A 21,779-nucleotide genomic window follows, 5' to 3' on the forward strand; every position below is an offset into this window, starting at 1 on the left:
TTACATATGAAATTACTCGAAGGAAAAACGGCATTAATTACTGGTGCTTCCAAAGGAATTGGCCGCAAGATAGCCGAAGTGTTCGCACAACATGGTGCTAATGTGGCATTCACCTACCTATCGTCTGTAGAAAAAGGGCAAGCTTTAGAAAGTGAGTTACAAGCTTTTGGTACAAAAGTAAAAGGCTACCGTTCGGATGCTTCTAAATTTGATGAAGCAGAACAACTCATCAATGATATCGTCACCGAATTTGGTACGCTGGATATTGTAGTCAACAATGCCGGAATTACAAAGGATGGTCTTTTGATGCGTATGACAGAAGAAAACTGGGACGATGTCATCAACATCAACCTCAAATCTATTTTCAACGTTACGAAAGCAGCTTCCAAAGTGATGATGAAAAACAGAAAAGGTTCCTTCATCAATATGTCTTCCGTAGTCGGTGTACAAGGCAACGCAGGACAAGCGAACTATGCTGCTTCTAAAGCTGGTATCATTGGTTTCACCAAGTCTGTAGCAAAGGAACTGGGTTCTAGAAATATCAGAGCAAACGTCATCGCTCCAGGATTTATCCGTACAGAGATGACCGAAGTATTAGACCCTAAGGTTGTAGCAGGATGGGAAGCCGGCATTCCACTAAAACGTGGCGGTGAGCCAGAAGATGTCGCAAATGCTTGTCTTTTCTTAGCGTCGGATCTATCTGCCTATGTTACGGGACAGGTACTTCCCGTAGATGGCGGTATGTTATAAAACATATAAGTTCTTTTGACCTAAAGGTCAAAAGAACTTATACTTTAACACTGCTTTTACCCCAAAAAAGTGATTACTTCGAGCAAATCGGTAACCACTTTCTGCCAAACAGGAACCACTAAAAGCCAACAAGTGACCCCTCCTTACCAAAAGGTAACCACTAAAAGCCAACAAGTGATCACTTCTTACCAAAAGGTAACCACTAAAAGCCAACAAGTGATCACTCTTTACCAAAAAGTAATCACTAAAAGCCAACAAGTGACCACTCCTTACATAAAGGCAACCACCAAAAGCCACCAAATGATCACTCTTTACCAAAAGGCGACCACTAAAAGCCAACGAGTGACCCCTCCTTACCAAAAGGCAATCCCTAAGAGCCGACAAGTGACCACTCCTTATCAAAAGGCAATCACTAAGAGCCAACAAGTAGTCACTCTTTACCAAAAGGCAATCCCTAAGAGCCAACAAGTGACCACTCCTCCCCAAAAAGCAATCCCTAAGAGCTAACAAGTGATCAGTCCTCACCAAAAGGCAACCACCAAAGACCAACAAGGGACCACTCCTCACCAAAAGGCAATCACCAAAGACCAACAAGGGACCACTCCTCACCAAAAGGCAATCACTGAAAGCCAACAAACAGTCACTTTTTTACCGTATTTTCTGTTTTTTTCGATTAAGTTTGCAGTCAATATGCAAAGGCAACAAGTTTTCAATATACAGACAGCGGACGATTTTAATACAACTGCCCTACAGGTTTTCAACTTTCAGGCCCAGCACACTCCTGTATATCGAGATTATATACACGCCTTGCGCATAGACCTAAAGACAATCGTCGACTATAGACAGATTCCCTTTCTGCCCATTCAGTTTTTCAAAACACAGCAAGTAGTAGCCGAAAACCGTACCCCAGAGATCGTGTTCAGCAGTTCGGGCACGACCGGAATGATCAATAGCAAACACCTGGTTCCCGATCTACATTGGTATATAGACAGTTACCGAAAAGCCTTTGATCTATTTTACGGAGACGTAGCAGAGACCGCTATTCTGGCGCTGCTTCCTGCCTATCTCGAACGCGAAGGTTCATCGCTCATCTACATGGTGGATGACCTGATCCAATCTTCGCAGCAAGCCGAAAGCGGTTATTTTTTATACAACCACCAAGAGCTCTACGATACGCTGAAAAGCCTACAACAGAAAGGGACAAAAACGATATTGATAGGTGTCACCTATGCCTTACTCGACTTTGTAGATGACCACAGCATTGATTTTCCGGAACTCATTGTCATGGAGACAGGTGGCATGAAGGGAAAACGCAAAGAGATGGTGCGCGAAGAGCTTCACCTCCAATTGAAAAGAGGTTTTGGGGTACAAGAAATACATTCCGAATACGGTATGACGGAGTTGCTGTCCCAGGGATACTCCTATGGAGATGGCATCTTCCGAACACCACCATGGATGAAAATCCTTATTCGAGATACCAATGATCCCCTGACGCTGTTATCCGATAAAAGAACAGGAGCTATCAATGTGATTGATCTCGCAAACTATTATTCCTGTTCTTTTATCGCAACGCAGGACTTGGGCAAGATTCACCCAGATGAATCGTTCGAAATCCTGGGCCGGTTTGACAATGCCGACATTCGTGGTTGTAACCTGCTGGTGCAATAAAGCTATTGCAGGCTACGATCATCAAAGGTATTTCCCGCATTCAGATCACCAGTATCGTATCCTTTCTTAAACCAATAAGTCCTTTGCTTAGAAGTACCGTGCGTAAAGGACTCGGGGTTACTGTGCCCCTGCGCCTGCTCCTGGATATGATCATCCCCTACAGCTGCTGCTGCCTGCATACCGTCCACAATATCCGCATATGTCAATTCGATATCCGAATTCTTGTTGACATAATGTGCCCATACTCCCGCATAAAAATCAGCCTGTAATTCCGTCATCACAGAGATTTTGTTATACTCCCTTTCGGACATTTTTGCACGCATCGCATTCGTTTGCTTGAGCACCCCCAAGATATTCTGAATATGATGGCCTACCTCGTGCGCTATGACATAGGCTAGCGCAAACTCTCCCTTAGCACCAAAACGTTGCTTCAATTCGTCATTGAACGTCAGATCCATATAAATCGTCTGGTCCGCCGGACAATAAAAGGGGCCATAGACAGATTGTCCCATCCCACATCCGTCTGTCGGAGTATTACGATCATACACAACAAGCTTAGCCGGTGGATAGTCGGTATTTGCCTGCTCACGGAACAACTTGCCCCATACATCTTCGGTACTCTGCAGCACCACCCGCGAAAATTCGGTCAACTGCTGTTCCTCTGCACTCAATTCCCGCACCTCACCTGTTGTCGTTTCTTGCCCCGCTCCCATCTGCTGCAACAGCTGGCCTGGATCACCTCCCATAAAAAGCCCAATCAACAGGACTATTACACCACCAATACCTCCAATTGCGACCTTTCCACCCGAAGACATACCTCTTCTATCTTCAAAATTACCGCTTTGTCGACCACCTTGCCATTTCATAATTTCTATATTTAAGTTAAAATCTTTTCATCTTCTACATCAAATTCTTTGCCAAAGGAAAACAAAAACCTTACATTTTTTATTGATATCTATAACATCAAGTATCTTCAACACAAAGAGATAAGAACACAAAACCTTTCATTAAAAAATCGTATATTTGGCCCATGAGTTTAGAAAAGTTATTAGCCGAAAGAAGTGGAAATAAATGCGAGCTATGTGCGAGCACTTCAGACTTATCTATGTATGAAGTTCCACCTACCTCCAATGCCAACTTGGACAACAGTATCTGGGTCTGTGAGGTATGCAAGTCACAAATAGAGAAAAGAGAACAAATCGATCCAGAACACTGGAAAGTATTGTCAGATACGATGTGGTCGGAGTACGCTCCTGTACAGGTGGTCGCTTGGCGTATGTTGAGCCGACTGCGCAATGAAGGCTGGGCTGCTGATAATTTGGACATCCTATACCTGGATGATGACAATCTAGAGTGGGCAAAGAAAACAGGCGATCATGAACAAGACGGTACAGTTGATTTCCATCAGGATTCGAACGGCACAAGATTACACGAAGGAGACACGGTGGTATTGATCAAAACACTGGATGTAAAGGGCTCTTCATTAAATGCCAAATTAGGAACTGTCGTTAAAAACATCCGTTTGGTACCTGATAACACCGAGCAGATTGAAGGTAAAATAGAAGGTCAGACTATTGTAATACTGACCAAATACCTACGCAAAGGACAATAACAAAAGGAACCCAGGTTCCTTTTGTTATTTAATAGTGATTACATTCCGATTTAAGATCAGAAAATCTTGCTTCTCAAGCGATTTCAATAATCTTGAAATCACCACACGCGAGGTATTCAGCTCGTTTGCGATTTCGAGATGTGTTTTTGTAATAACATTGCCTTTGTTAATAGTAGCCACATTTAACAGATAATTCTTTAGCCTACCAGACATATCATTGAAAGCCAGATTATCTATCGCTTCCAACATTTCGTCCATACGATTATTATAGCTGTCAAACACGTATTTACGCCAAGACGGATATTGGGCCAACCAATCCTCCATTTTCTGAACAGGAATCAGGAGTACGCGACCATCTGTCTCTCCTATAGCCCGAATATTGCTCCGTTTGTCCCCTAGACAACAGGCCATCGTCATCGCACAAGTATCTCCTCTTTCCAAAAAATACAACAGCAATTCTCCTTCCCCATAATCATCCCGCATAATCTTTATCGCACCGTCCAACAATATGGGCATGACTGTAACTGTCTGCCCCATATCAATCAGGATATCCTGCGGGTGAAATTTTTTTAATTGTGCTACCTTTTCAATCTCTTCAATAAGCGCTGCTTCAAACTGTTGCGGGTAATATTCTTCTATAATTTCCTTTATCTGCATACCTAGTCTCTAATGCGGCAACTTGTCTTTTACAAGGCCGTAGATAAAGGTACCAAATAAAGCGCTTACAATCACTATCAACATGGGTAATATACCTGCACCTAACAGGACAAACATAGGCCCAGGACAAGCTCCTACCAATGCCCAGCCCAATCCAAAAAAGATACCGCCCAATAGATACCGCGCTACAGACTTGTCTTTAGGCGCTACAACGACCTGCTGCCCGTCTATATTCTTGGCAGAACGCTTCATCCATTGCACTCCAGTAACTCCAATGACCAACGCACTTCCCATGAAACCGTACATATGAAAGGATTGAAAGTTGAACATCTCATATATTCTGAACCAAGAAGCTGCCTCCGCTTTATACATGACCACGCCAAAAAGAATTCCTAAAACTATAAATACAAGCTGTCTCATAATATTAAAAAAGTAATGGAAACAAGCCATGAACCATCAGCAAGCCTCCAATAAAAAATCCAACTACTGCAATCAACGACGGCAACTGCAGATCACTCAATCCCGATATCGCGTGTCCAGATGTACAACCGCCGGCATAACGTGTTCCAAAACCAATTAATAACCCACCAATGACCAACAGAAACACGTTCATAACAGACATATCGCCATATATCTCGACAGGTACATAGGCTTGTCCAGCACTCTCAAAATCCATCGTCTTCAACTTAGCAATGGTCTCGGCAGAGATCGCTGGGATCTGATTGTCCGACAAATAATGTGCTGCGACATAACCGCCGATTACGGATCCCAAGAGAAACAGCAAATTCCAACGCTGAGCCCACCAATCGAAATCAAAGAAACTACAGGATTTGCCTGCACCTGCCATCGCACACATCGTTCGAAAATTAGAAGAGAACCCAAAGCTCTTCCCCAAATAAATCAAGGTTAGCATAATCAGTGCCACCAATGGACCTCCAACATACCAAGGCCAAGCATTATAAATCCATTCCATATGTAAAAAATATTTCATATCTGCACAAATATAATCAGTAAACTTAATTTACTCGGTTACTTTTGTTACATTTGCATCGGCAAAAATCAGAATTAACACACAGTATATTAATTCTTTAATTCCAATAGGTTTTACACATTACAAATAAGACTAAGTCCGTGTCCGACAAATCAAATTTAACTTTAAGAAGAATAGTATTATTCAGTCTTATCGTATCTTTCGCTATATTAAGTACAATATTCGTCTATCAATACCAACAGTACAAAAAGGTAGAAAGCAGACTTAATGCGGCCTATTCATCGGGGCAATTACAATCCCCAGCCCTATATAAACTGTTCTCGACATTCAGTGAAGCTGACAATTTGTTTCGCCTGTACACCATCCACTTTGACAAAAACGATTTTAACGGGTACCGGGCAAAATTAGACACCATCAAGATGGTCGTTGATTCGCTGGCGGCACTTCCCATCGAAAAAAATCCAATTAAAAACAGCGCAGGCAATAGTGTTACTGATGGTAATTTGGCCCTGCAATATGTTGCGCTGAAAAAACAAGTCGATGATATCGTTTATTATGCGCAGGATTCTTTGCAGGTACTGACAGACAGAAGTAATCCTGCTAAACAGAAACCGAGGATCACACAGTCCGATTCGGTCATCAGTAAAATATTGAGGGACACTCTTAAAGTATTACAGGAACAAGATACCGTCGTAAAAAAGAAAGAAGCGCTTTTTAATCGAATATTCAAAGCTAAAAATGACACCTTGGTCAACCAGAAGACGAATGAAGTATTGAACATTAGTCAAATTGACCTGGTACAACGCAATATAGACCAGCTTATCTCGACGAATGAGAGAATCTATAAAAACAACCTGCGTGACCTACGGTCTGTATTCGAAAAGCTCCAGCAGGCAGAACAAGAGCTCATCATCTCCAACTATAGTCTCTTGAACAACCTAAAAGTAGGCATAGAGAATCTACGCCAAATAGAATTGGATGGAATACGTAAAGCGGAGGAACGGGATTTTGCGCTGTACAAAGAAAACTCGACCAATTTTGGAAATCAATTGATCATTGCCTTATCTATTATGCTGTTGATGATCGTTTTCTTGATCTATTACCAGTATCAGGTCGCCTCCTACGAACGTAAGCTTTTGGAAGAGAAAGACTATGCTTCGAAAATTGCAGAAGAAAAGACCAACGTACTGGCCAATATTAGCCATGAAGTACGTTCTCCTCTAGTATCGCTACAAGGCGTGGTCAATCTTCTAAAAAACAACAACGATGCAAAAACCATTGACAAAGAGATCATACAGACCATCGACAATGATATCAATGTCATCAATAGCACAGTCAATGACATATTGAACCTGAGCAAACTGGAAGCTGGCTCCTTGGATATTAAATTTGGCTATATCTCCCCTCACAAGTTGATAGAAGACAGCATAGCTCTTCATCAGTATCAAGCAGAGACGAAAAAGCTTGAATTGATCAATGCCAACCAAATAGACCCTCAATTGATGATATGGGGAAATTCTTTCCGTTTCAAGCAGGTACTATCCAACCTTATTTCCAATGCTATTAAATACACGCAAAAAGGAACAATCACTGTCAAGGCCGAAATCAAGAAGATAGGCGACAAAAAACGTGTTGTCATTCGTGTCATAGATACCGGAATAGGCATTACAGAAAACAAAAAAGATCAAGTATTCAGAAAATACTATATCGCTGACAATAAAAACAAGTCTGGTGGCTTTGGGTTAGGTCTTTACATTTCAAAAATACTGAGCGAACAAATAAAAGGCTCCATCTCATTTGTCAGTGAAACTGGTAAAGGAACCACATTTACCTTCGAAATCCCAATAGAAAAAAGTCATCTTGAAACGAATGAATTACAGCAACTTTCTATAGCTGACCTGCCAGCAGGATTGAAAATTGTCTTTATCGATGATAGTCGTATCGGATTATTTTTCATCCAACAATTGTTCAGCAACAATCAGAACGTGCGCTTATTCGACAACAGCCAACAAGCTTGGGCATACTTAGCATCAACCCCTGTAGATATCGTCGTAACGGATCTGGTAATGCCTGAATTGGACGGATGGGAAATACTGAATCGGATCAAATCTACAGCATCATTGGCAGACACGAAGGTATTTGTATGCACTGCAGAGAACATGCTTTTAGAAGGAAAGTCAAATCAGAAATACTATTTTGATGGCGTCATCAACAAGCCTATCAGTGAAAGCAACTTGGTCGCTACACTACTCGAAATAAAAAGCAATCCTTAAAGCCTATAGAATGGTGTACTACAGATCAACAGGATAGTACACCATTCCTAATGCTTCCAACTCCTGCAGATCGATCCTACTTTCAAAAATACCAAATACCGCCGAACCCGAACCCGACATAGCCGCATAGATGGCCCCTTTCTCATAAAGCGAATGCTTTATTTTTTCGATCAACGGATACCTTTCAAAGACACCCAGTTCAAAATCATTCACCAGGTGGTACTTCCATTCTTGTATCGGCAATTGGATAGCCCTTTTCAAATCTGAAACAGGGGTTTGAGGCACGACACACTGATAAGCTTCTACTGTAGAAATATGAATATCTGGCTTTACAACAGCAATAAAATAATTAGAAAGATCCAATTCGACATCTTCAAATGTGGTACCGATCCCCGAAGCAAACACCGGCTTGTTCGTTACAAAGAATGGGCAGTCGGCTCCCAATTGCGCAGCATAGGATTGCAGTTGTTCTGTAGACAGGTCCAACGAATTGTAGGTACTGAGCATCTTGAGGACATGGGCTGCATCCGAAGACCCCCCGCCTAAGCCTGCCCCTATAGGTATATTTTTCAAAAGATGGATATGTACTGGAGCTATACCATATGCTGCATCCAATAACTGGAATGCCTTTTCGCACAGGTTGCTGCCGCCATCTGGAATAGCCAGACCATCCACCTGAAATGTCATTCGTTCCGACGGTGTTATCTCGATGACATCATACAACTTTACAGGAAAGAAAACAGTTTCTATATTGTGGTAGCCGTCACCTCGCTTTTCAGTGACCAAAAGCCCCAAATTGATCTTAGCGTTTGCAAATGAAATCATATGCCAATTTAGGATAAAATATGGCAAACAGCGCAGTGTTTTACAATTTTTATCGAAATAGACTGCACTCAGTCCTCCTCGTTATGAGGAGGGGGAAGATGCCTTTTTCTGCTTATTAAAATTTCCTTTTTTGTTAAAAGGCTTGCGTTTCTTCTTATTATTGGACTTTAATCTGGGTTCGTAGGCAGGCCCCTCAGCAAATCCTTCCGGCAATGCTACTTTTTTGATTTCATATTCAACAAGCTTCTCAATGAGAGCAAACTTAGTTTGGTCTTTCACATTTATAAACGTGATCGCCGTTCCAGTGGTCGCTGCACGCGCCGTACGTCCTACCCTGTGTACATAGTCCTCAGGATCCGGTGGTACGTCATAGTTGACCACCAAGCTAATTCCTACAATATCTATTCCCCTAGAAATCACATCCGTACCGATAAGCACATTTATTTTTTTTGCTCTAAATCTGCTCATGATATCCTCACGCTCCGATTGGTTCAAATCGGAATGGAACCCCTCCACAGCTAGACCACTTTTATTCAGATCTCGAGCTAATGTTTTAACAATATCCTTTTTAGAGGCAAACACAATCGCTGTATTATATTTCGGGTCTCTGAGAATATGTTGGATCAACGCATTTTTATGTTCATCATAAACAAGATAAGCATGCTGATCTATCCCTTCAGAAGGCTTAGAAATTGCAATATTAATCTCCTCAGGGTTGCTCAATATTTTCTTTGCCAACCCCCTTATTTTAGTTGGCATTGTAGCCGAAAATAACAGCGTTTGTCTTTTTTCAGGCAAATAACTGATGATACGGATAATATCGTCGTAAAAGCCCATATCCAACATGGTATCGGCCTCATCAAGCACCAAATGTTTTAGATGACTAAAGTCAAATTTACCGGACGACATATGGCTGATAAGACGCCCAGGAGTAGCTACAATAATATTCGCTCCTTCCCGGATTGCCCGTTTTTGCTGTTCGTAGCCCATACCATCTCCGCCACCATATACCGCAATAGAGGTCGTACCTGTAAAATATCCAAGGCCCATGACCTGCTGATCGATCTGCAAAGCCAATTCACGTGTCGGCACCAGTATGATCGTATCGACACGCTCCTTTTGGTCTTTTCCATTCTTATGCAGAATAGGAAGCAAATAGGCCGCTGTCTTCCCTGTACCCGTTTGAGCACAGGCTATTAAATCTTTATTCTCTAATATAACCGGTATGGTCTGTTCTTGTATCGGGGTTGCTTCTACAAAGCCCATGGTGTCGAGCCCTTCGTCCAATGTAGGAATGAAGCCAAATTCGTCAAATCTCAAAATGTTGAACTATCTATTTATTATAAAATTACTCGAAGTTACTAATTTTTAAGCAATAATGTTCGTTTGTTTACCGACCAATCTACCATTTTTACCGATAGAGCTTCCGAGCTAACCTATTTTATATAGACTGACTTTACCATTGTCCCTACCTTTGGACTATACAAACAATAAAACAAAACAGATATGGCAACTAAAACAACATTCGATTTCAACAATGAAAATATAACAAGCGGAGTTCAAAAAATATTTTACTCCATCCAAGAATCTAAAGTGACAGTATCTTCTGTTTCTGGCAAAGAATGGTTAACTATTCCACTGATTTTCGCACTGTTGATAGGCTTAATATTTCCGTTTGTCGCTATCATCGCGCTGGGATTAATTCTACTTCGAATCATCAAAGTATCCATCGTCCGAGAAGTACAGAACCGTATAGATACACAGAAAACAATCGACTCCAAGTAGACTACTTGGAATATATAGGAAGAAACACACAATAAGTAGTCTTTATTGAAAAGAAATAAAATTTCGTTAAAAATATGTTAAGTCAGTTCGTTACATGAACCTATTGGGCGCTTACTTGTCCTAGAAGCGTAACAACAATTTTTTGTATAACTAAATTACATACGCATGAAAACGACATTTAAAATCTTGAGCCTACTATTGATTACCGTATTTATGGCTACCTCTTGCAGCAAGGATGATGATCCAGCAGACAATGACCTATTTATAGGCAAGTATGAAGGCACGATTTCTTTCAAGGACACCAATGATAAGGACAAAGATGTGTCTTCTACAGAAGGTTCGGTGACAGTCACTAAAGTCGGAGACAACTATTCTTTTAATTTTTCAAATGGAATTCCAACTATCAAGGATATCAGTATGAAAAAAGGAGACAACAATACGATTATGTTCAGCGACAATGGCATTGGAACGATCACGGTCACCGCTTCTAAACTATCGATCGCTTTTACAAGAGATGGGCAAGCATGGCTAGCCGATTGTAAAAGATAAGTCATATCATGAAAAAAATAAAAAAAAGCTTTACTTAGTGTAAAATATACACTATATTTGTATCATCATAATTTAGGTTTATAATTGGTTACTAAAGGTTTTCATTCTCCCCGTTTGAAAACCTTTATTTCAACAAACAAAACTTAAGATATAGGTCAAAAAGAATTAGATTTTTTTAAATTATACTGTTTAAGCAAGTAGTCTTCTGTGCGTTGGAAAACTACAAAAAAGAGGAAAGCGATGTAAATCACCTTCCTCTTTTTACAATATCCCCCTTAGCCTAATTATTTCCGTATGCGGAGTGCCCTGTTGTATTCATAGTTCATCCGTGCGATATTCAGAACCGATATGCCTTGTGGACACTCGACTTCACAGGCTTCCGTATTCGAACAGTGTCCAAATTCTTCTCCATCCATCTGCGCTACCATTCGTATTACCCGCTCCTGTCGCTCCTCTTTACCTTGAGGGAGCAGTACCAAATGGTTTATTTTTGCCGACGTAAACAAGGCTGCACTGCTGTTTTTACAAGTTGCCACACAGGCACCGCATCCGATACAAGCAGCGGCATCAAAGGCTTCTTCGGTAGTTTGGTGACTGATAGGCAAAGCATGTGCGTCGGGAGCCTGTCCTGTATTGGTCGATACAAACCCTCCGCTCGAAATAATCCGATCAAATGCAGAGCGATCCACGCGCAAATCGCGCTTTATTGGAAACGCCTGTGATCTGAAAGGTTCGATAAATACCGTCTCATTGTCCTGAAACGATCGGAGATGCAATTGACAGGTCGTCGTATTTTGCAAAGGTCCATGAGCGATACCATTGATCATCATTCCACATTGGCCACAGATGCCTTCACGGCAATCGTGATCAAATTCTACAGGCTCCTCTCCTGTTACGATCAGTCTTTCATTCAGGCTGTCCAACATCTCCAAAAAAGACATGTGGGGATTCAGATCCTCCAAAACATAATCCACCAATTTGCCTTGCGATTGTCGGTCTTTTTGACGCCAAATTTTTAGATTCAACTTCATATATAATTCCTTTCTGAGCCTCCTAACAATAGGGCGCTCTGCTATTAAATTCTACTTATAACTACGTACAATCGGTTTCAAAACTTCAAATATCAGTTCCTCCTTATGCAGTATAGGATCGCTTCCCTCTCCTGCCCATTCCCAGGCTGAAATAAACTGAAACTCTTCATCATTACGCATAGCCTCTCCTTCAGCCGTTTGGTATTCTTCCCTAAAATGTGCACCACACGATTCTTTTCGTTCTAACGCATCAAAACACATGAGCTCACCAATCTCCAGATAATCGGCCACCCTTCCTGCTTTTTCGAGTTCACTATTCATCGATACCGTATCTCCGGGGATCTTGACGTTCTTGTAAAAATCCTCGCGAAGCTTCCTGATCTCCACGATAGCACCTTTTAATCCCGCTTCATTACGAGCCAGCCCACAATAATCGTATAGAATCTTCCCTAATGTCTTATGGTAATAGTCCACCGTCTTGGTACCAGCAATACCGAGCAACTTCTTTAGATTTGTCTCTACTTCGGTCTGTGCTTTATCAAAAGCCGGATGATTGGTATCAATTTTTCCAGTATGTATGTCTCCAGAAAGATAATTAGCCACCGTATAAGGTGCGATGAAGTACCCATCTACGGAAGCCTGTAACAAGGAGTTGGCACCTAATCGGTTGGCACCATGATCGGCAAAATTGGCCTCTCCTAATGCAAATAATCCAGAGACAGTAGTCATCAGTTCATAGTCTACCCACAGTCCCCCCATAGAAAAGTGCGCAGAGGGCGAAATCATCATCGGCTCTTCGTAGGCATCAAATCCCGTTATCTTGCGGTACATATCAAACAGATTGCCGTATTTTTCCTCAATCTTAGCGCGTCCCTGCTCCTTGATGGCTTTCGCAAAATCAAGATACACCGCATTCTTCAGTGGCCCGATTCCAAAACCAGCATCAATCCGTTCTTTAGCAGCCCTGGAAGATATATCACGAGGTGCCAGGTTACCGAATGCAGGATACCTTCTTTCCAAGTAATAGTCTCTCTCCTGTTCAGGAATATCATTCGGCTTTCTGCTTTCATCCGCTTTAAGAGGTACCCATATCCGTCCATCATTACGGAGCGATTCGGACATGAGCGTCAGCTTCGACTGATAGTCTCCTGACTGTGGCAGGGAAGTCGGGTGGATCTGTATCCAGCTCGGGCTGGCCATCAAGGCTCCCTTCTTATGTGCGCGCCATATGGCAGACCCATTACAGCCCATTGCCAATGTCGATAGGTAATATATCTTCCCATATCCTCCTGTAGCCAAAATAACCGCATGTCCGGCATGTCTTTCTAAAACTCCTGTATCGAGGTTACGCACGATGATCCCCCTCGCTTTTCCATCGATCAATACCAGATCAAGCATCTCATGCCGCGAATACAGCTTTACAGTTCCTTTTCCAACCTGCCGCATCAGCGCCTGATAAGCACCCAACAACAACTGCTGCCCTGTCTGTCCACGTGCATAGAAAGTTCTGCTCACCTGCACCCCACCAAAAGAGCGATTATTTAGGTAGCCACCGTATTCCCGACCAAAAGGAACTCCTTGCGCCACCGCCTGATCGATCAGATTCAACGAACATTCTGCCATACGGTACACATTTGCCTCCCGAGCCCTAAAATCTCCACCTTTCAAGGTATCCACAAACATACGATACACACTATCGCCATCATTCTTATAGTTTTTAGCGGCATTCACTCCTCCCTGCGCAGCGACAGAATGCGCCCGTCTTGGGCTATCCTGAAAACAAAAAGCCTTCACCTGATACCCCATCTCGGCCAGCGAAGCCGCAATCGAGCTCCCTGCCAGTCCTGTACCTACTACAATAACTTCCAATTTCTTACGGTTTGCTGGATTGACCAACTTAGCCGTTTTCTTAAAATTCTCCCATTTTTGCTCTAACGAGCCTTCAGGGATTTTAGCATCTAAGTTCATTCTATTCAATCTTAAGTTTAACCCGTAGTGATAAATATATAAATAGGCATCATGGCAAATCCTGCACAGACCAGGATCGCATAAACCGCACCTGCAACCTTTATCCAACGTACATATTTAGGATGAAATACCCCCAGGGTACGTAGCGCACTATGCACCCCGTGAATCAGATGATAGCACAGTGCCACCATGGACAATACATAAATAACCACATACCACCATTCCTGAAATGTGGTTACAACCAACTGGTAGAGGTCCTTATTTCCATTGCTATCTACCGGTAGTGTCCCAAATTTGTACACGTACCAAAAATTCTGAAAATGGATGACCAAAAAGATCAGTATCAGCGTACCGAGCACGCCCATATTACGGCTATACCACTTACTGGCGCGCCCCCTTCGGTCTTTTTGATAGGGCTTAGCAGCCTTTTTATTTTTTGAGGTAATAATCAAGGCATCTATCACATGGACGATAATACTCAGATAAAGTATGTAAGAAACCATCTTTATCAATCCGTTGCCTGATAGAAAATGAGAATACCAGTTAAATTGCAGGCGGGCTTCTTCTACCGGCAAGAACAACTGTAGATTTCCTAATAAATGTATAATTAGAAAGAAACCCAGAAAAAGCCCAGTCAGACATAAAAGCATTTTACGAGATAATGTTGTCAACATCGCAATACATATTTTAATAATAACCAATTACTTTCATCCACAATCCACCCACTGCCATATAGATCACCAGCAGCAGAATACCGATTTCCAGTCCCCTTAGCCACCAGGCTTTCAGCTCAACATAGCCGCTACCAAAATATACCGGTGCAGGCCCATGCCCATAATGGGTCAGCACGCCATAGATCGAGCCCATGAACCCCAGCATCATCGCCAGCAGCATTCCTGGTATACCTAAAGATATCCCCACACTCAGCAAGGCCGCATACATAGCCGCCACATGAGCTGTAGCACTAGCAAAAATATAATGGCTGAAAAAGTAGACCAATACGATCACCGGAAATGCTACCATCCAGCTGAGCCCACCGATCTGCACTTTGACCAAGTCGCTAAACCAGCCTATAAAACCGAGCTCATTGAGCGAGCTGGCCATCATCACCAGTACAGCAAACCATACGATCGTATCCCAGGCCCCTTTCTCCGCCTTCACATCTTCCCAGGTCAGGACCGACGTCAACAACAGCAACGTCAATCCAATAAATGCCGTAGTCGTCGCATCTATGGAAAGTGCTCCTCCAAAAATCCATAGCGCCAATAACACAAAAAATGCAAGCAACATCAGCCATTCGTTGACTTTTATTGGTCCCATTTCTTTCAACTTTTCACTTGCCATCTTAGGCGCATCACCGGTTTTCTTCAATTCGGGAGGGTATATTTTATACATCACCAACGGTACGATAAAAAATGCCGCAAGACCAGGGATGAAACCAGCTGCCGCCCAGGACATCCAGGTGATATCAACTCCCAGATTGGCAGCAAACTTTTGGCACATCGGATTACTGGCTGTACCCGTCAGGAACATCGACGAGGTAATCAAGTTCATGTAATAACTATTGAGTGTCAAAAAAGAACCTAACTTACGGTGCGTCTTCGGATCATCGGGTACAGATCCAAAACTCATCGCCATGGACTTCATGATTGGATATATAATCCCTCCTCCTCGTGCCGTATTGCTCGGTATCGCCGGCGCTAAACACATATCTGCCAAGCCCAATCCATACGCTAGTCCGAGCGAACTTTTACCAAACACCTTAATAAAAAGGAAAGCGATCCGGTTTCCGAGTCCCGTCTTAATAAAACCACGGGCAATAAAAAAGGAAATACCGATCAGCCAGATTACCTTATCGCCAAAGCCGCTCAATGCCTTTACAATAGAAGCACCGGGGTTGCCCGGAGCAAGCACCTGTGTTAATGCCGTAAAACCGATGGCCATCATACACATAGTCCCCATAGGGGCTGCCTTGAGGATGATTCCCAGAATTGTAGAGGCAAATATGGCAAACAGATGCCAGGCCTCAGGTGTCACCCCTTCAGGTGCGGGGATAAACCAAAGCGCCAGCGCAATTAAAAAGGTAATCCCTACTCTCTTGATGTTTATTTCTTTCATATGTAAATAATTTGTCTTTTATCTGTCATATGGAATATCCAAAGTATTTTCATTGGTCTTTGTGTAGCCTGTACTACATGGATATTTCATATTTAAATGATTTATTTCTCTTTCATTAAAGCCTACTCTGAACCTGCACGATAAACAAGTTGCCGTTATAAGTAGTCGTATTGGCTACCTGATGCTTATAGCGGTCCATCTGCATTCCGATCTGTATACGGGCACCGTAATCTTTCAAAAACTCTAATCCCAGCATCGGAGTCAGCGTCTGCCGTGGATTAGAATCCCTACTGAAGCTTCTATCCAGGTACTCATAACGGCAAGAAGCCTCTATGGATCCTAAGTTTTTATGTCTGATCTGATAACGCAAATTAGGCAAGAAGTAGACACCCCGTACGAGATAACTATTGATATCACCTGGGCGATCTTCCTCTAGAATAGTTTTGTACAGCGCATGATTAGTCGCTTGCTTACCTTCCAGCTGTAGGTCTAGATTCCATTTGGCCGAAAAAGGAATATTGCCAACAACATCCGCCCCCCAAGCATATACATTCTTTTTAATGACCTCACCGACACCACCGTTCAAGCCAATATTCACCCCATATTTTTTCGAGAGTCCAAAAACTAGACGCGTCATATATTGCTTCCCGTTGTCGCTGTCAGAGACCTGGTTCTTTCCATTTCCATTGACTACCGAGACCGCATATTGAAAGGGCATCTTTCCGAGATGCAGTGTCCCTCCTATTGAAGCTCCTATCTGAAAGCTGGTCCAGCCTAGCTTACCGAATTCGCTGTATTGATTCGACCAATCCAAAGACTTAATAATGTCTGCCGGAATTGTTTCTTCAATACCAAACCAAGGCCTGAACTGTCCCACAGTTATGGCCGCTTTAGGACTAAACGTGTATTTCAGATAGGCATTTTCCAATACACGGGTCTTCGGATCATTTTTAAAATCGGCAAGATTTACCAATGCCACGACCTCCGTACGTTGGCTTATTTTAGCCTGCACCTGCGCGCGCATATACTTCAGCGCAAAAGAATTACTAGTTCCAGAACGGTCCTCGTGATGCTGCCCTCCCACATCAACATCCTCATTCGTGCTCACCACATAACGGGCCTGAAACAATCCTTTAAACTTGAATGTCGGGTAATTTTCAAATTTTTTGCCCCAAGTGCTATCCGGTACCTGCGCATAAACAGATGCAGGCCCCAGCAAGGCGATCAAGAAATAAAAAACAAGGTAAAGACATGTTCTTTTCATAGGCTAATACACAGTTACAGTTTTTCATATAGTAGATGGTTATAGTAGATACATGAATTGTCATCAAATTGTTTTAAAAAATATTAATTATAAAAAAAAACCGTTACGGAAAGTAACGGTTGACAAGCTGAAACATCTTATATGGGCTGTATTATCTACCAAAGGCAAATGCCTCCTGTAGGGGATGTACCTTCCCCTTTAGCCAAAAAGAAAGCATTTCCATGCCTACCACGGAGAAAGTAATGCCATTACCTCCAAATCCCAGCACGAAGTAAGCATTTTTAAAGTCTTGATGGGGTCCAATATACGGAAGCCCATCTTTGGTCTCACCAAACGTACCGGTCCATGAAAAGTCCGTATAAAATGTCCTTTTAGGAAATAAGCGTTCAAAACTATTGCTGAGTTTACGCGCTTTACGTGCCAATAGGGCGTCCCTCCTTTTTGGGTTGCTAAATTTTTCGTCACCGCCTCCTATCAATACCCGCCCATCGTCCGTACAACGCATATAGATATAGGGGGTATCTGTATTCCAGACCAGTAGATTTCTGATCGGTTTACAGGCATCAGCATCGACTTCTGAGACAATGGCATACGTACTCAATAAGTCCACGAACTTTTCCTTGATCATGCTTTTACTTTCGTACCCCACACAATACACCACTTTCTGCGCCTGAATCTTTGCTCCGGTACCTACCGTACAGAGACTATGCCCTTTACGCTGCCTCACCTTTTTGAGTTCCGTCCGGTCAAAGACCCGCAATCCCCGCTTATGGTTATAAGCCAACAATTCATGCAATAGACAGAAAGCATCTACACTAGCCCCTTGTTGAGACAGAATACCTCCGTACGTCTTCTCTAATCCAAAACGCTGGGATAAATCCTCCTTCGAAATCCATTCTACATCAAAGCCACCCGCTGCACGTGCTTCCAGCTCCTTCTTCAAACCGGCAACGTCTTTTCGCTTTGCCGCAAAATACAGTGACTCCTTCCGTACAAAACCAGCCTTCGACGCGATTTCCTGGCTAATATCTTCCAATTGGTCAATAGCCTCTGAGCAGGCTATATAACTTGACAAGGCCTTTTCCGCACCGATGAGCTTACACAGCTTGTACAGCGGTACGTCAATTTCATACTGCAACATAGCGGTTGTCGCAGACGAACTGCCGTAGCCAATCTCTCGCTTATCGATTAGAACAGTATCGTAGCCATCTGCAATACATTGATGTGCAATCAACGCCCCTGTTATCCCTCCTCCTACCACGAGAATTTCACATTCCATATCTTCCTTCAGGGAAGGATAAGAATCCAGCAAACCGTTTTTTACCAGCCAAAACGGCTCGGATGATTTCAAGTCCATATCAATAATCTAACTATCGAAGCCAACATCATTTTTAAAAAACACAAAATAGATAATGGCCAATATTACTACTGCAATAACAATCGCCCACATGATACCTTTCCCTGCGGGCTTGTCATCCGCTTCTTCCTTGACCACCTCAGGCACCTGTCCTTCATTTTCCTCTTTATCGTTCTTTTCCATAACTCTGTTTTTTATTATAAAATGAACAGCTCAATTCCTATTTAGTTTTTACCACCTCATGAACTTACGCAAACTTCTCCCTGAGCAGCAGTTAATACGGTACCTCCCACCGAACTTTTACCTGATCTCCCGTAACTAATACCCCTATTCGATTCATCCCTCAACTATATGCTCCTATAGCTGTCCTCTATGCAAACAAAAAAATAACGATATGGAAAACTTACATCAAGACACGGCAGACCTTTTGAATCAACTTATAGAAATAAACAACGATCGTATCGAAGGCTATGAAAAAGCTATTTCTCTATTGCCCGAAGAGGGCAACTATGGCTTACAGGACGTTTTTGAAAAATACCGCGACCAATCTATTCAGTTTAAAAATGAACTAAAGCCTTTGGTTATCCGCGAGGGTGACATGCCCACAGAAGAGACCCGTACCAGCGGTAAACTATTCAGAACATGGATGGAGATTAAATCTGCAGTAGCTCCTTATACCGTAAAAGCAATCCTCGAGAGCTGTGAGCGTGGGGAGGATGAATTCAAAAAAGTCTATAAAGAAGGGATGACAAAGCACGCGCAAACTTCGTCTGCCATTCTTTCGATTATCCAGAGCCAAGCAAACTTACAGCTCGAAGCACATGACCACATCAAAGAATTGCGGGACAACATTGATCTATAATGGATTCCTAAAGATCAAGTAAGGATATATTACCGCTTTATATAGATGGTCGTATGTCCTTACTCTACCAACCTATTTACGACCGCGTATTTAATCAAAGAAGCCGAATTCTTAACTCCCGTTTTTTCGATCAGGTTCTGACGGTGTCCTTCGACCGTTCGTTTACTCAAGAATAATTTATCCGCTATTTCCACATTGGTATACCCATCACTGATCAGCTGCAGCACCTCCACTTCACGCTCACTGAGTTCAATTCCATCTGCTCCTCCCTCCTCACGCTCGTAGCCCCCAAATGCCGGAGGTTGCGCAATAACACGTTCTAGCAAGAGCATCGCAAGCTCCTCACAGAGATAACGGCCTCCGTTACCGATATGTGCTATCGCAAAGAGTAACTCATCGTAACTCACATTCTTTACGAGATAGCCTTTAGCACCTTTCTCAAATGCCTGTGCGACATTCTGCGTATTATTCAACATCGACAATACAATAATTTTTATATCCGGGTATTGCTCCACCAGTTTTTCAGTCAGTTGCAGCCCATCCATACCTGGCATATTGATATCTGTAATAATAACATCCGGGACCACTCCCTCCGCCAAATAAGCAATTGCCTCTTTACCATTATTAGCTTCGGCAATCACCTCCATATTCTCTTGTGTATCCAATAATAACTTTATACCATTGCGGACCACCAGATGGTCCTCTACCAAAATTATCTTAATCATATTGTTAGTTATACATCGTTATTAATACCTGACTGCTTTCTGAAACACGATTTACCTCCAAAGTACCGTCATATAGACCGATTCTATTGTGCACATTGTGCAATACAGACTCTGGATAGTGCTGAAAGCTCTCCTCTCCAACTCCCCTAGATTCACTTAAGTTAATATTTATTTTGTTCCCTTTTACGGTTATTGTTAGGGAAGCCTCGTAGGGGCGGGCATTCACCTTCCAGCTTTGCAATAATGCCTGCACAACACGGTAGCAGCAAAACTGAAACTCTGGCGATTTGTCTGCTATACGTGCATCTATTTTATAGCGGAGATCGTAACCCAATCGTTTCACACCAAATATCATATCTTCCATCGCGGGCAAAAATCCGACATGTACAAACACATTCGGCAGCAGGTCATTAGAAAGCGTTGTAATCTTTCTAATCGTATCATTCAATCTTTTCTTCAATGCGGATATCTCATCTTCATAACCGTTTGAAATTATAAAATTCTGCATACTCACACGCAGGGCATAAAGCTCTTGTGCCACATCATCGCGTAGTGTCAGTCCGATCTGCGCCAGCTCGGATTCATACATATCGAAAAAAGAGCGGTACAAGGTATCGAATTTATCAGTAGTCAATGTTGCAAAACTATCTTCTTCATCCAAGAAAACAATACCGTACCCCCAGCTTCCCTCCTTCAGTTGCTCTTTCTTACCGTATATACTGATCCATTTTGAACTGCTTTTCCCCCTACGTAACTGTATATAAGACAATACTGTAAGATATTCGAAGTTTGCTTGTTCAAAAAAATGTTGCAAACGCATCTTCTCTTTACCAGCAAAAAGATCAAAAAAGGTCTTTCCTAAAACATCCTCTTTATGGGCGTATTCCATTCGATCCAAGACCGGACCATAGGCTTCGGTTATTTCAAAGGCATTGTTCAACAGCATTCGACCTTGTGCCCCGTGTGGAAATACCTCTTTCATAACAAAAACTTCGTTGGGCCGATGGTTTAACATCAGCTTGGACCGTTCGAAGAGTTCCTGTTCCTTTTGTTTTCTGTGTATCTCCATTCACTCCAAAGATTAATTTCTTCTCCAATACCTAGCATAGCAATGGAGTAATATGGTGAAGAAGCAAAAACCAAACCTATTCTCCCCTATTAAATACCTGTTATTAATTTATTTTTTTGCGGTTTATACGTGTCGGAAAATATTTTTACCTGATATCAAATGCAAAAACACCTTTTTTTAAATTCAGGCAAGCATGCCGATAACGACAATTGCCCCTGCACAGCGCAGAAACTAAAACAACAAAACACTGTAATACAGGTAGATAAAAACAAAAA

Annotated in this window: 23 protein-coding genes; 8 read left to right on the forward strand and 15 right to left on the reverse strand. The window is 42.4% G+C overall.

Going from position 1 to position 21,779, the window contains the following annotated elements; translation table 11 throughout:
- The first annotated feature begins 6 nt into the window (after positions 1 to 6).
- The 3 genes from fabG (at position 7) to M472_RS42180 (ending at position 2,418) form a co-directional block, all read left to right on the forward strand.
- Positions 7 to 750 carry a 3-oxoacyl-[acyl-carrier-protein] reductase gene (gene fabG, locus M472_RS42170; RefSeq protein ID WP_021071984.1) on the forward strand — a complete coding sequence of 248 codons (744 nt, stop codon included), beginning with the start codon at positions 7 to 9 and terminating at the stop codon, positions 748 to 750.
- A 69-nt stretch (positions 751 to 819) separates the two neighbouring features.
- Complete coding sequence (locus M472_RS42175) at positions 820 to 1,257, forward strand: hypothetical protein (RefSeq protein ID WP_021071985.1); 438 nt, start codon at positions 820 to 822, stop codon at positions 1,255 to 1,257.
- A 183-nt stretch (positions 1,258 to 1,440) separates the two neighbouring features.
- Positions 1,441 to 2,418, forward strand: coding sequence for a LuxE/PaaK family acyltransferase (locus M472_RS42180; protein WP_021071986.1), 978 nt, complete (start codon positions 1,441 to 1,443; stop codon positions 2,416 to 2,418).
- 2 nt (positions 2,419 to 2,420) lie between these two features.
- Here M472_RS42180 and ypfJ read toward each other — a convergent pair whose 3' ends face one another.
- Positions 2,421 to 3,284, reverse strand: coding sequence for a KPN_02809 family neutral zinc metallopeptidase (gene ypfJ, locus M472_RS42185; RefSeq protein WP_021071987.1), 864 nt, complete (start codon positions 3,282 to 3,284; stop codon positions 2,421 to 2,423).
- A 164-nt stretch (positions 3,285 to 3,448) separates the two neighbouring features.
- On the opposite strand from ypfJ, the gene M472_RS42190 reads away from it, so the two are divergent.
- Positions 3,449 to 4,030, forward strand: a complete 582-nt coding sequence (locus M472_RS42190) for a PhnA domain-containing protein (RefSeq protein ID WP_021071988.1) — start codon at positions 3,449 to 3,451, stop codon at positions 4,028 to 4,030.
- 24 nt (positions 4,031 to 4,054) lie between these two features.
- On the opposite strand, the gene M472_RS42195 is transcribed toward M472_RS42190, so the two are convergent.
- The 3 genes from M472_RS42195 to M472_RS42205 are packed head-to-tail and all read right to left on the reverse strand — an operon-like array spanning position 4,055 to position 5,660.
- Positions 4,055 to 4,687, reverse strand: a complete 633-nt coding sequence (locus M472_RS42195; RefSeq protein ID WP_021071989.1) for a Crp/Fnr family transcriptional regulator — start codon at positions 4,685 to 4,687, stop codon at positions 4,055 to 4,057.
- Positions 4,688 to 4,696: 9 nt separating this feature from the next.
- Positions 4,697 to 5,107, reverse strand: a complete 411-nt coding sequence (locus M472_RS42200) for a DUF6691 family protein (RefSeq protein ID WP_031302017.1) — start codon at positions 5,105 to 5,107, stop codon at positions 4,697 to 4,699.
- Positions 5,108 to 5,111: 4 nt separating this feature from the next.
- The gene (locus M472_RS42205; protein ID WP_031302018.1) at positions 5,112 to 5,660 is read right to left on the reverse strand and encodes a YeeE/YedE family protein; all 549 of its coding nucleotides are present in this window, start codon (positions 5,658 to 5,660) and stop codon (positions 5,112 to 5,114) included.
- A gap of 158 nt (positions 5,661 to 5,818) precedes the next feature.
- Here M472_RS42205 and M472_RS42210 point away from each other — a divergent pair, with 158 nt between their 5' ends.
- Positions 5,819 to 7,951: an ATP-binding response regulator gene (locus M472_RS42210; protein ID WP_021071992.1), complete on the forward strand. Its 2,133-nt coding sequence runs from the start codon at positions 5,819 to 5,821 to the stop codon at positions 7,949 to 7,951.
- Between the two features lie 18 nt (positions 7,952 to 7,969).
- Here the strand turns inward: M472_RS42210 and ispE are convergent, their stop codons facing one another.
- Positions 7,970 to 8,776: a 4-(cytidine 5'-diphospho)-2-C-methyl-D-erythritol kinase gene (ispE, locus tag M472_RS42215; protein WP_021071993.1), complete on the reverse strand. Its 807-nt coding sequence runs from the start codon at positions 8,774 to 8,776 to the stop codon at positions 7,970 to 7,972.
- 81 nt (positions 8,777 to 8,857) lie between these two features.
- Positions 8,858 to 10,096, reverse strand: a complete 1,239-nt coding sequence (locus tag M472_RS42220; protein ID WP_021071994.1) for a DEAD/DEAH box helicase — start codon at positions 10,094 to 10,096, stop codon at positions 8,858 to 8,860.
- A 186-nt stretch (positions 10,097 to 10,282) separates the two neighbouring features.
- Between M472_RS42220 and M472_RS42225 the strand changes: the two genes are divergently transcribed.
- Both M472_RS42225 and M472_RS42230 read left to right on the forward strand, forming a co-directional pair.
- A complete protein-coding gene (locus tag M472_RS42225; RefSeq protein ID WP_021071995.1) occupies positions 10,283 to 10,561 on the forward strand; it encodes a hypothetical protein in 279 nt (92 codons plus the stop codon).
- A gap of 165 nt (positions 10,562 to 10,726) precedes the next feature.
- Positions 10,727 to 11,110 carry a hypothetical protein gene (locus M472_RS42230; protein ID WP_021071996.1) on the forward strand — a complete coding sequence of 128 codons (384 nt, stop codon included), beginning with the start codon at positions 10,727 to 10,729 and terminating at the stop codon, positions 11,108 to 11,110.
- Between the two features lie 284 nt (positions 11,111 to 11,394).
- Here the strand turns inward: M472_RS42230 and M472_RS42235 are convergent, their stop codons facing one another.
- The 7 genes from M472_RS42235 to M472_RS45680 form a co-directional block, all read right to left on the reverse strand.
- Positions 11,395 to 12,141, reverse strand: coding sequence for a succinate dehydrogenase/fumarate reductase iron-sulfur subunit (locus M472_RS42235; RefSeq protein WP_021071997.1), 747 nt, complete (start codon positions 12,139 to 12,141; stop codon positions 11,395 to 11,397).
- Positions 12,142 to 12,192: 51 nt separating this feature from the next.
- Positions 12,193 to 14,109, reverse strand: a complete 1,917-nt coding sequence (locus tag M472_RS42240; protein ID WP_021071998.1) for a fumarate reductase/succinate dehydrogenase flavoprotein subunit — start codon at positions 14,107 to 14,109, stop codon at positions 12,193 to 12,195.
- A 17-nt stretch (positions 14,110 to 14,126) separates the two neighbouring features.
- Positions 14,127 to 14,783 (reverse strand): succinate dehydrogenase cytochrome b subunit, encoded by a 657-nt coding sequence (locus M472_RS42245; protein ID WP_021071999.1) that lies wholly within the window; start codon positions 14,781 to 14,783, stop codon positions 14,127 to 14,129.
- Between the two features lie 13 nt (positions 14,784 to 14,796).
- Entirely contained in the window at positions 14,797 to 16,227 is a 1,431-nt protein-coding gene (locus M472_RS42250) for an anion permease (protein WP_021072000.1), read from the reverse strand.
- Positions 16,228 to 16,342: 115 nt separating this feature from the next.
- Positions 16,343 to 17,491: a porin gene (locus M472_RS42255; protein WP_031302020.1), complete on the reverse strand. Its 1,149-nt coding sequence runs from the start codon at positions 17,489 to 17,491 to the stop codon at positions 16,343 to 16,345.
- Between the two features lie 151 nt (positions 17,492 to 17,642).
- The gene (locus M472_RS42260; RefSeq protein WP_021072002.1) at positions 17,643 to 18,848 is read right to left on the reverse strand and encodes an NAD(P)/FAD-dependent oxidoreductase; all 1,206 of its coding nucleotides are present in this window, start codon (positions 18,846 to 18,848) and stop codon (positions 17,643 to 17,645) included.
- Between the two features lie 9 nt (positions 18,849 to 18,857).
- Entirely contained in the window at positions 18,858 to 19,031 is a 174-nt protein-coding gene (locus tag M472_RS45680; protein WP_021072003.1) for a hypothetical protein, read from the reverse strand.
- 211 nt (positions 19,032 to 19,242) lie between these two features.
- Between M472_RS45680 and M472_RS42265 the strand changes: the two genes are divergently transcribed.
- Positions 19,243 to 19,710 carry a PA2169 family four-helix-bundle protein gene (locus M472_RS42265; RefSeq protein ID WP_021072004.1) on the forward strand — a complete coding sequence of 156 codons (468 nt, stop codon included), beginning with the start codon at positions 19,243 to 19,245 and terminating at the stop codon, positions 19,708 to 19,710.
- Positions 19,711 to 19,769: 59 nt separating this feature from the next.
- On the opposite strand, the gene M472_RS42270 is transcribed toward M472_RS42265, so the two are convergent.
- Both M472_RS42270 and M472_RS42275 read right to left on the reverse strand, forming a co-directional pair.
- Positions 19,770 to 20,435: a response regulator transcription factor gene (locus tag M472_RS42270; protein ID WP_021072005.1), complete on the reverse strand. Its 666-nt coding sequence runs from the start codon at positions 20,433 to 20,435 to the stop codon at positions 19,770 to 19,772.
- 4 nt (positions 20,436 to 20,439) lie between these two features.
- On the reverse strand, positions 20,440 to 21,504 hold the full coding sequence (locus tag M472_RS42275) for a sensor histidine kinase (RefSeq protein WP_021072006.1): 1,065 nt from the start codon (positions 21,502 to 21,504) through the stop codon (positions 20,440 to 20,442).
- Between the last annotated feature and the right edge of the window lie 275 nt (positions 21,505 to 21,779).

It is taken from the genome of Sphingobacterium paucimobilis HER1398, assembly GCF_000416985.1.
Taxonomy (GTDB): domain Bacteria; phylum Bacteroidota; class Bacteroidia; order Sphingobacteriales; family Sphingobacteriaceae; genus Sphingobacterium; species Sphingobacterium paucimobilis.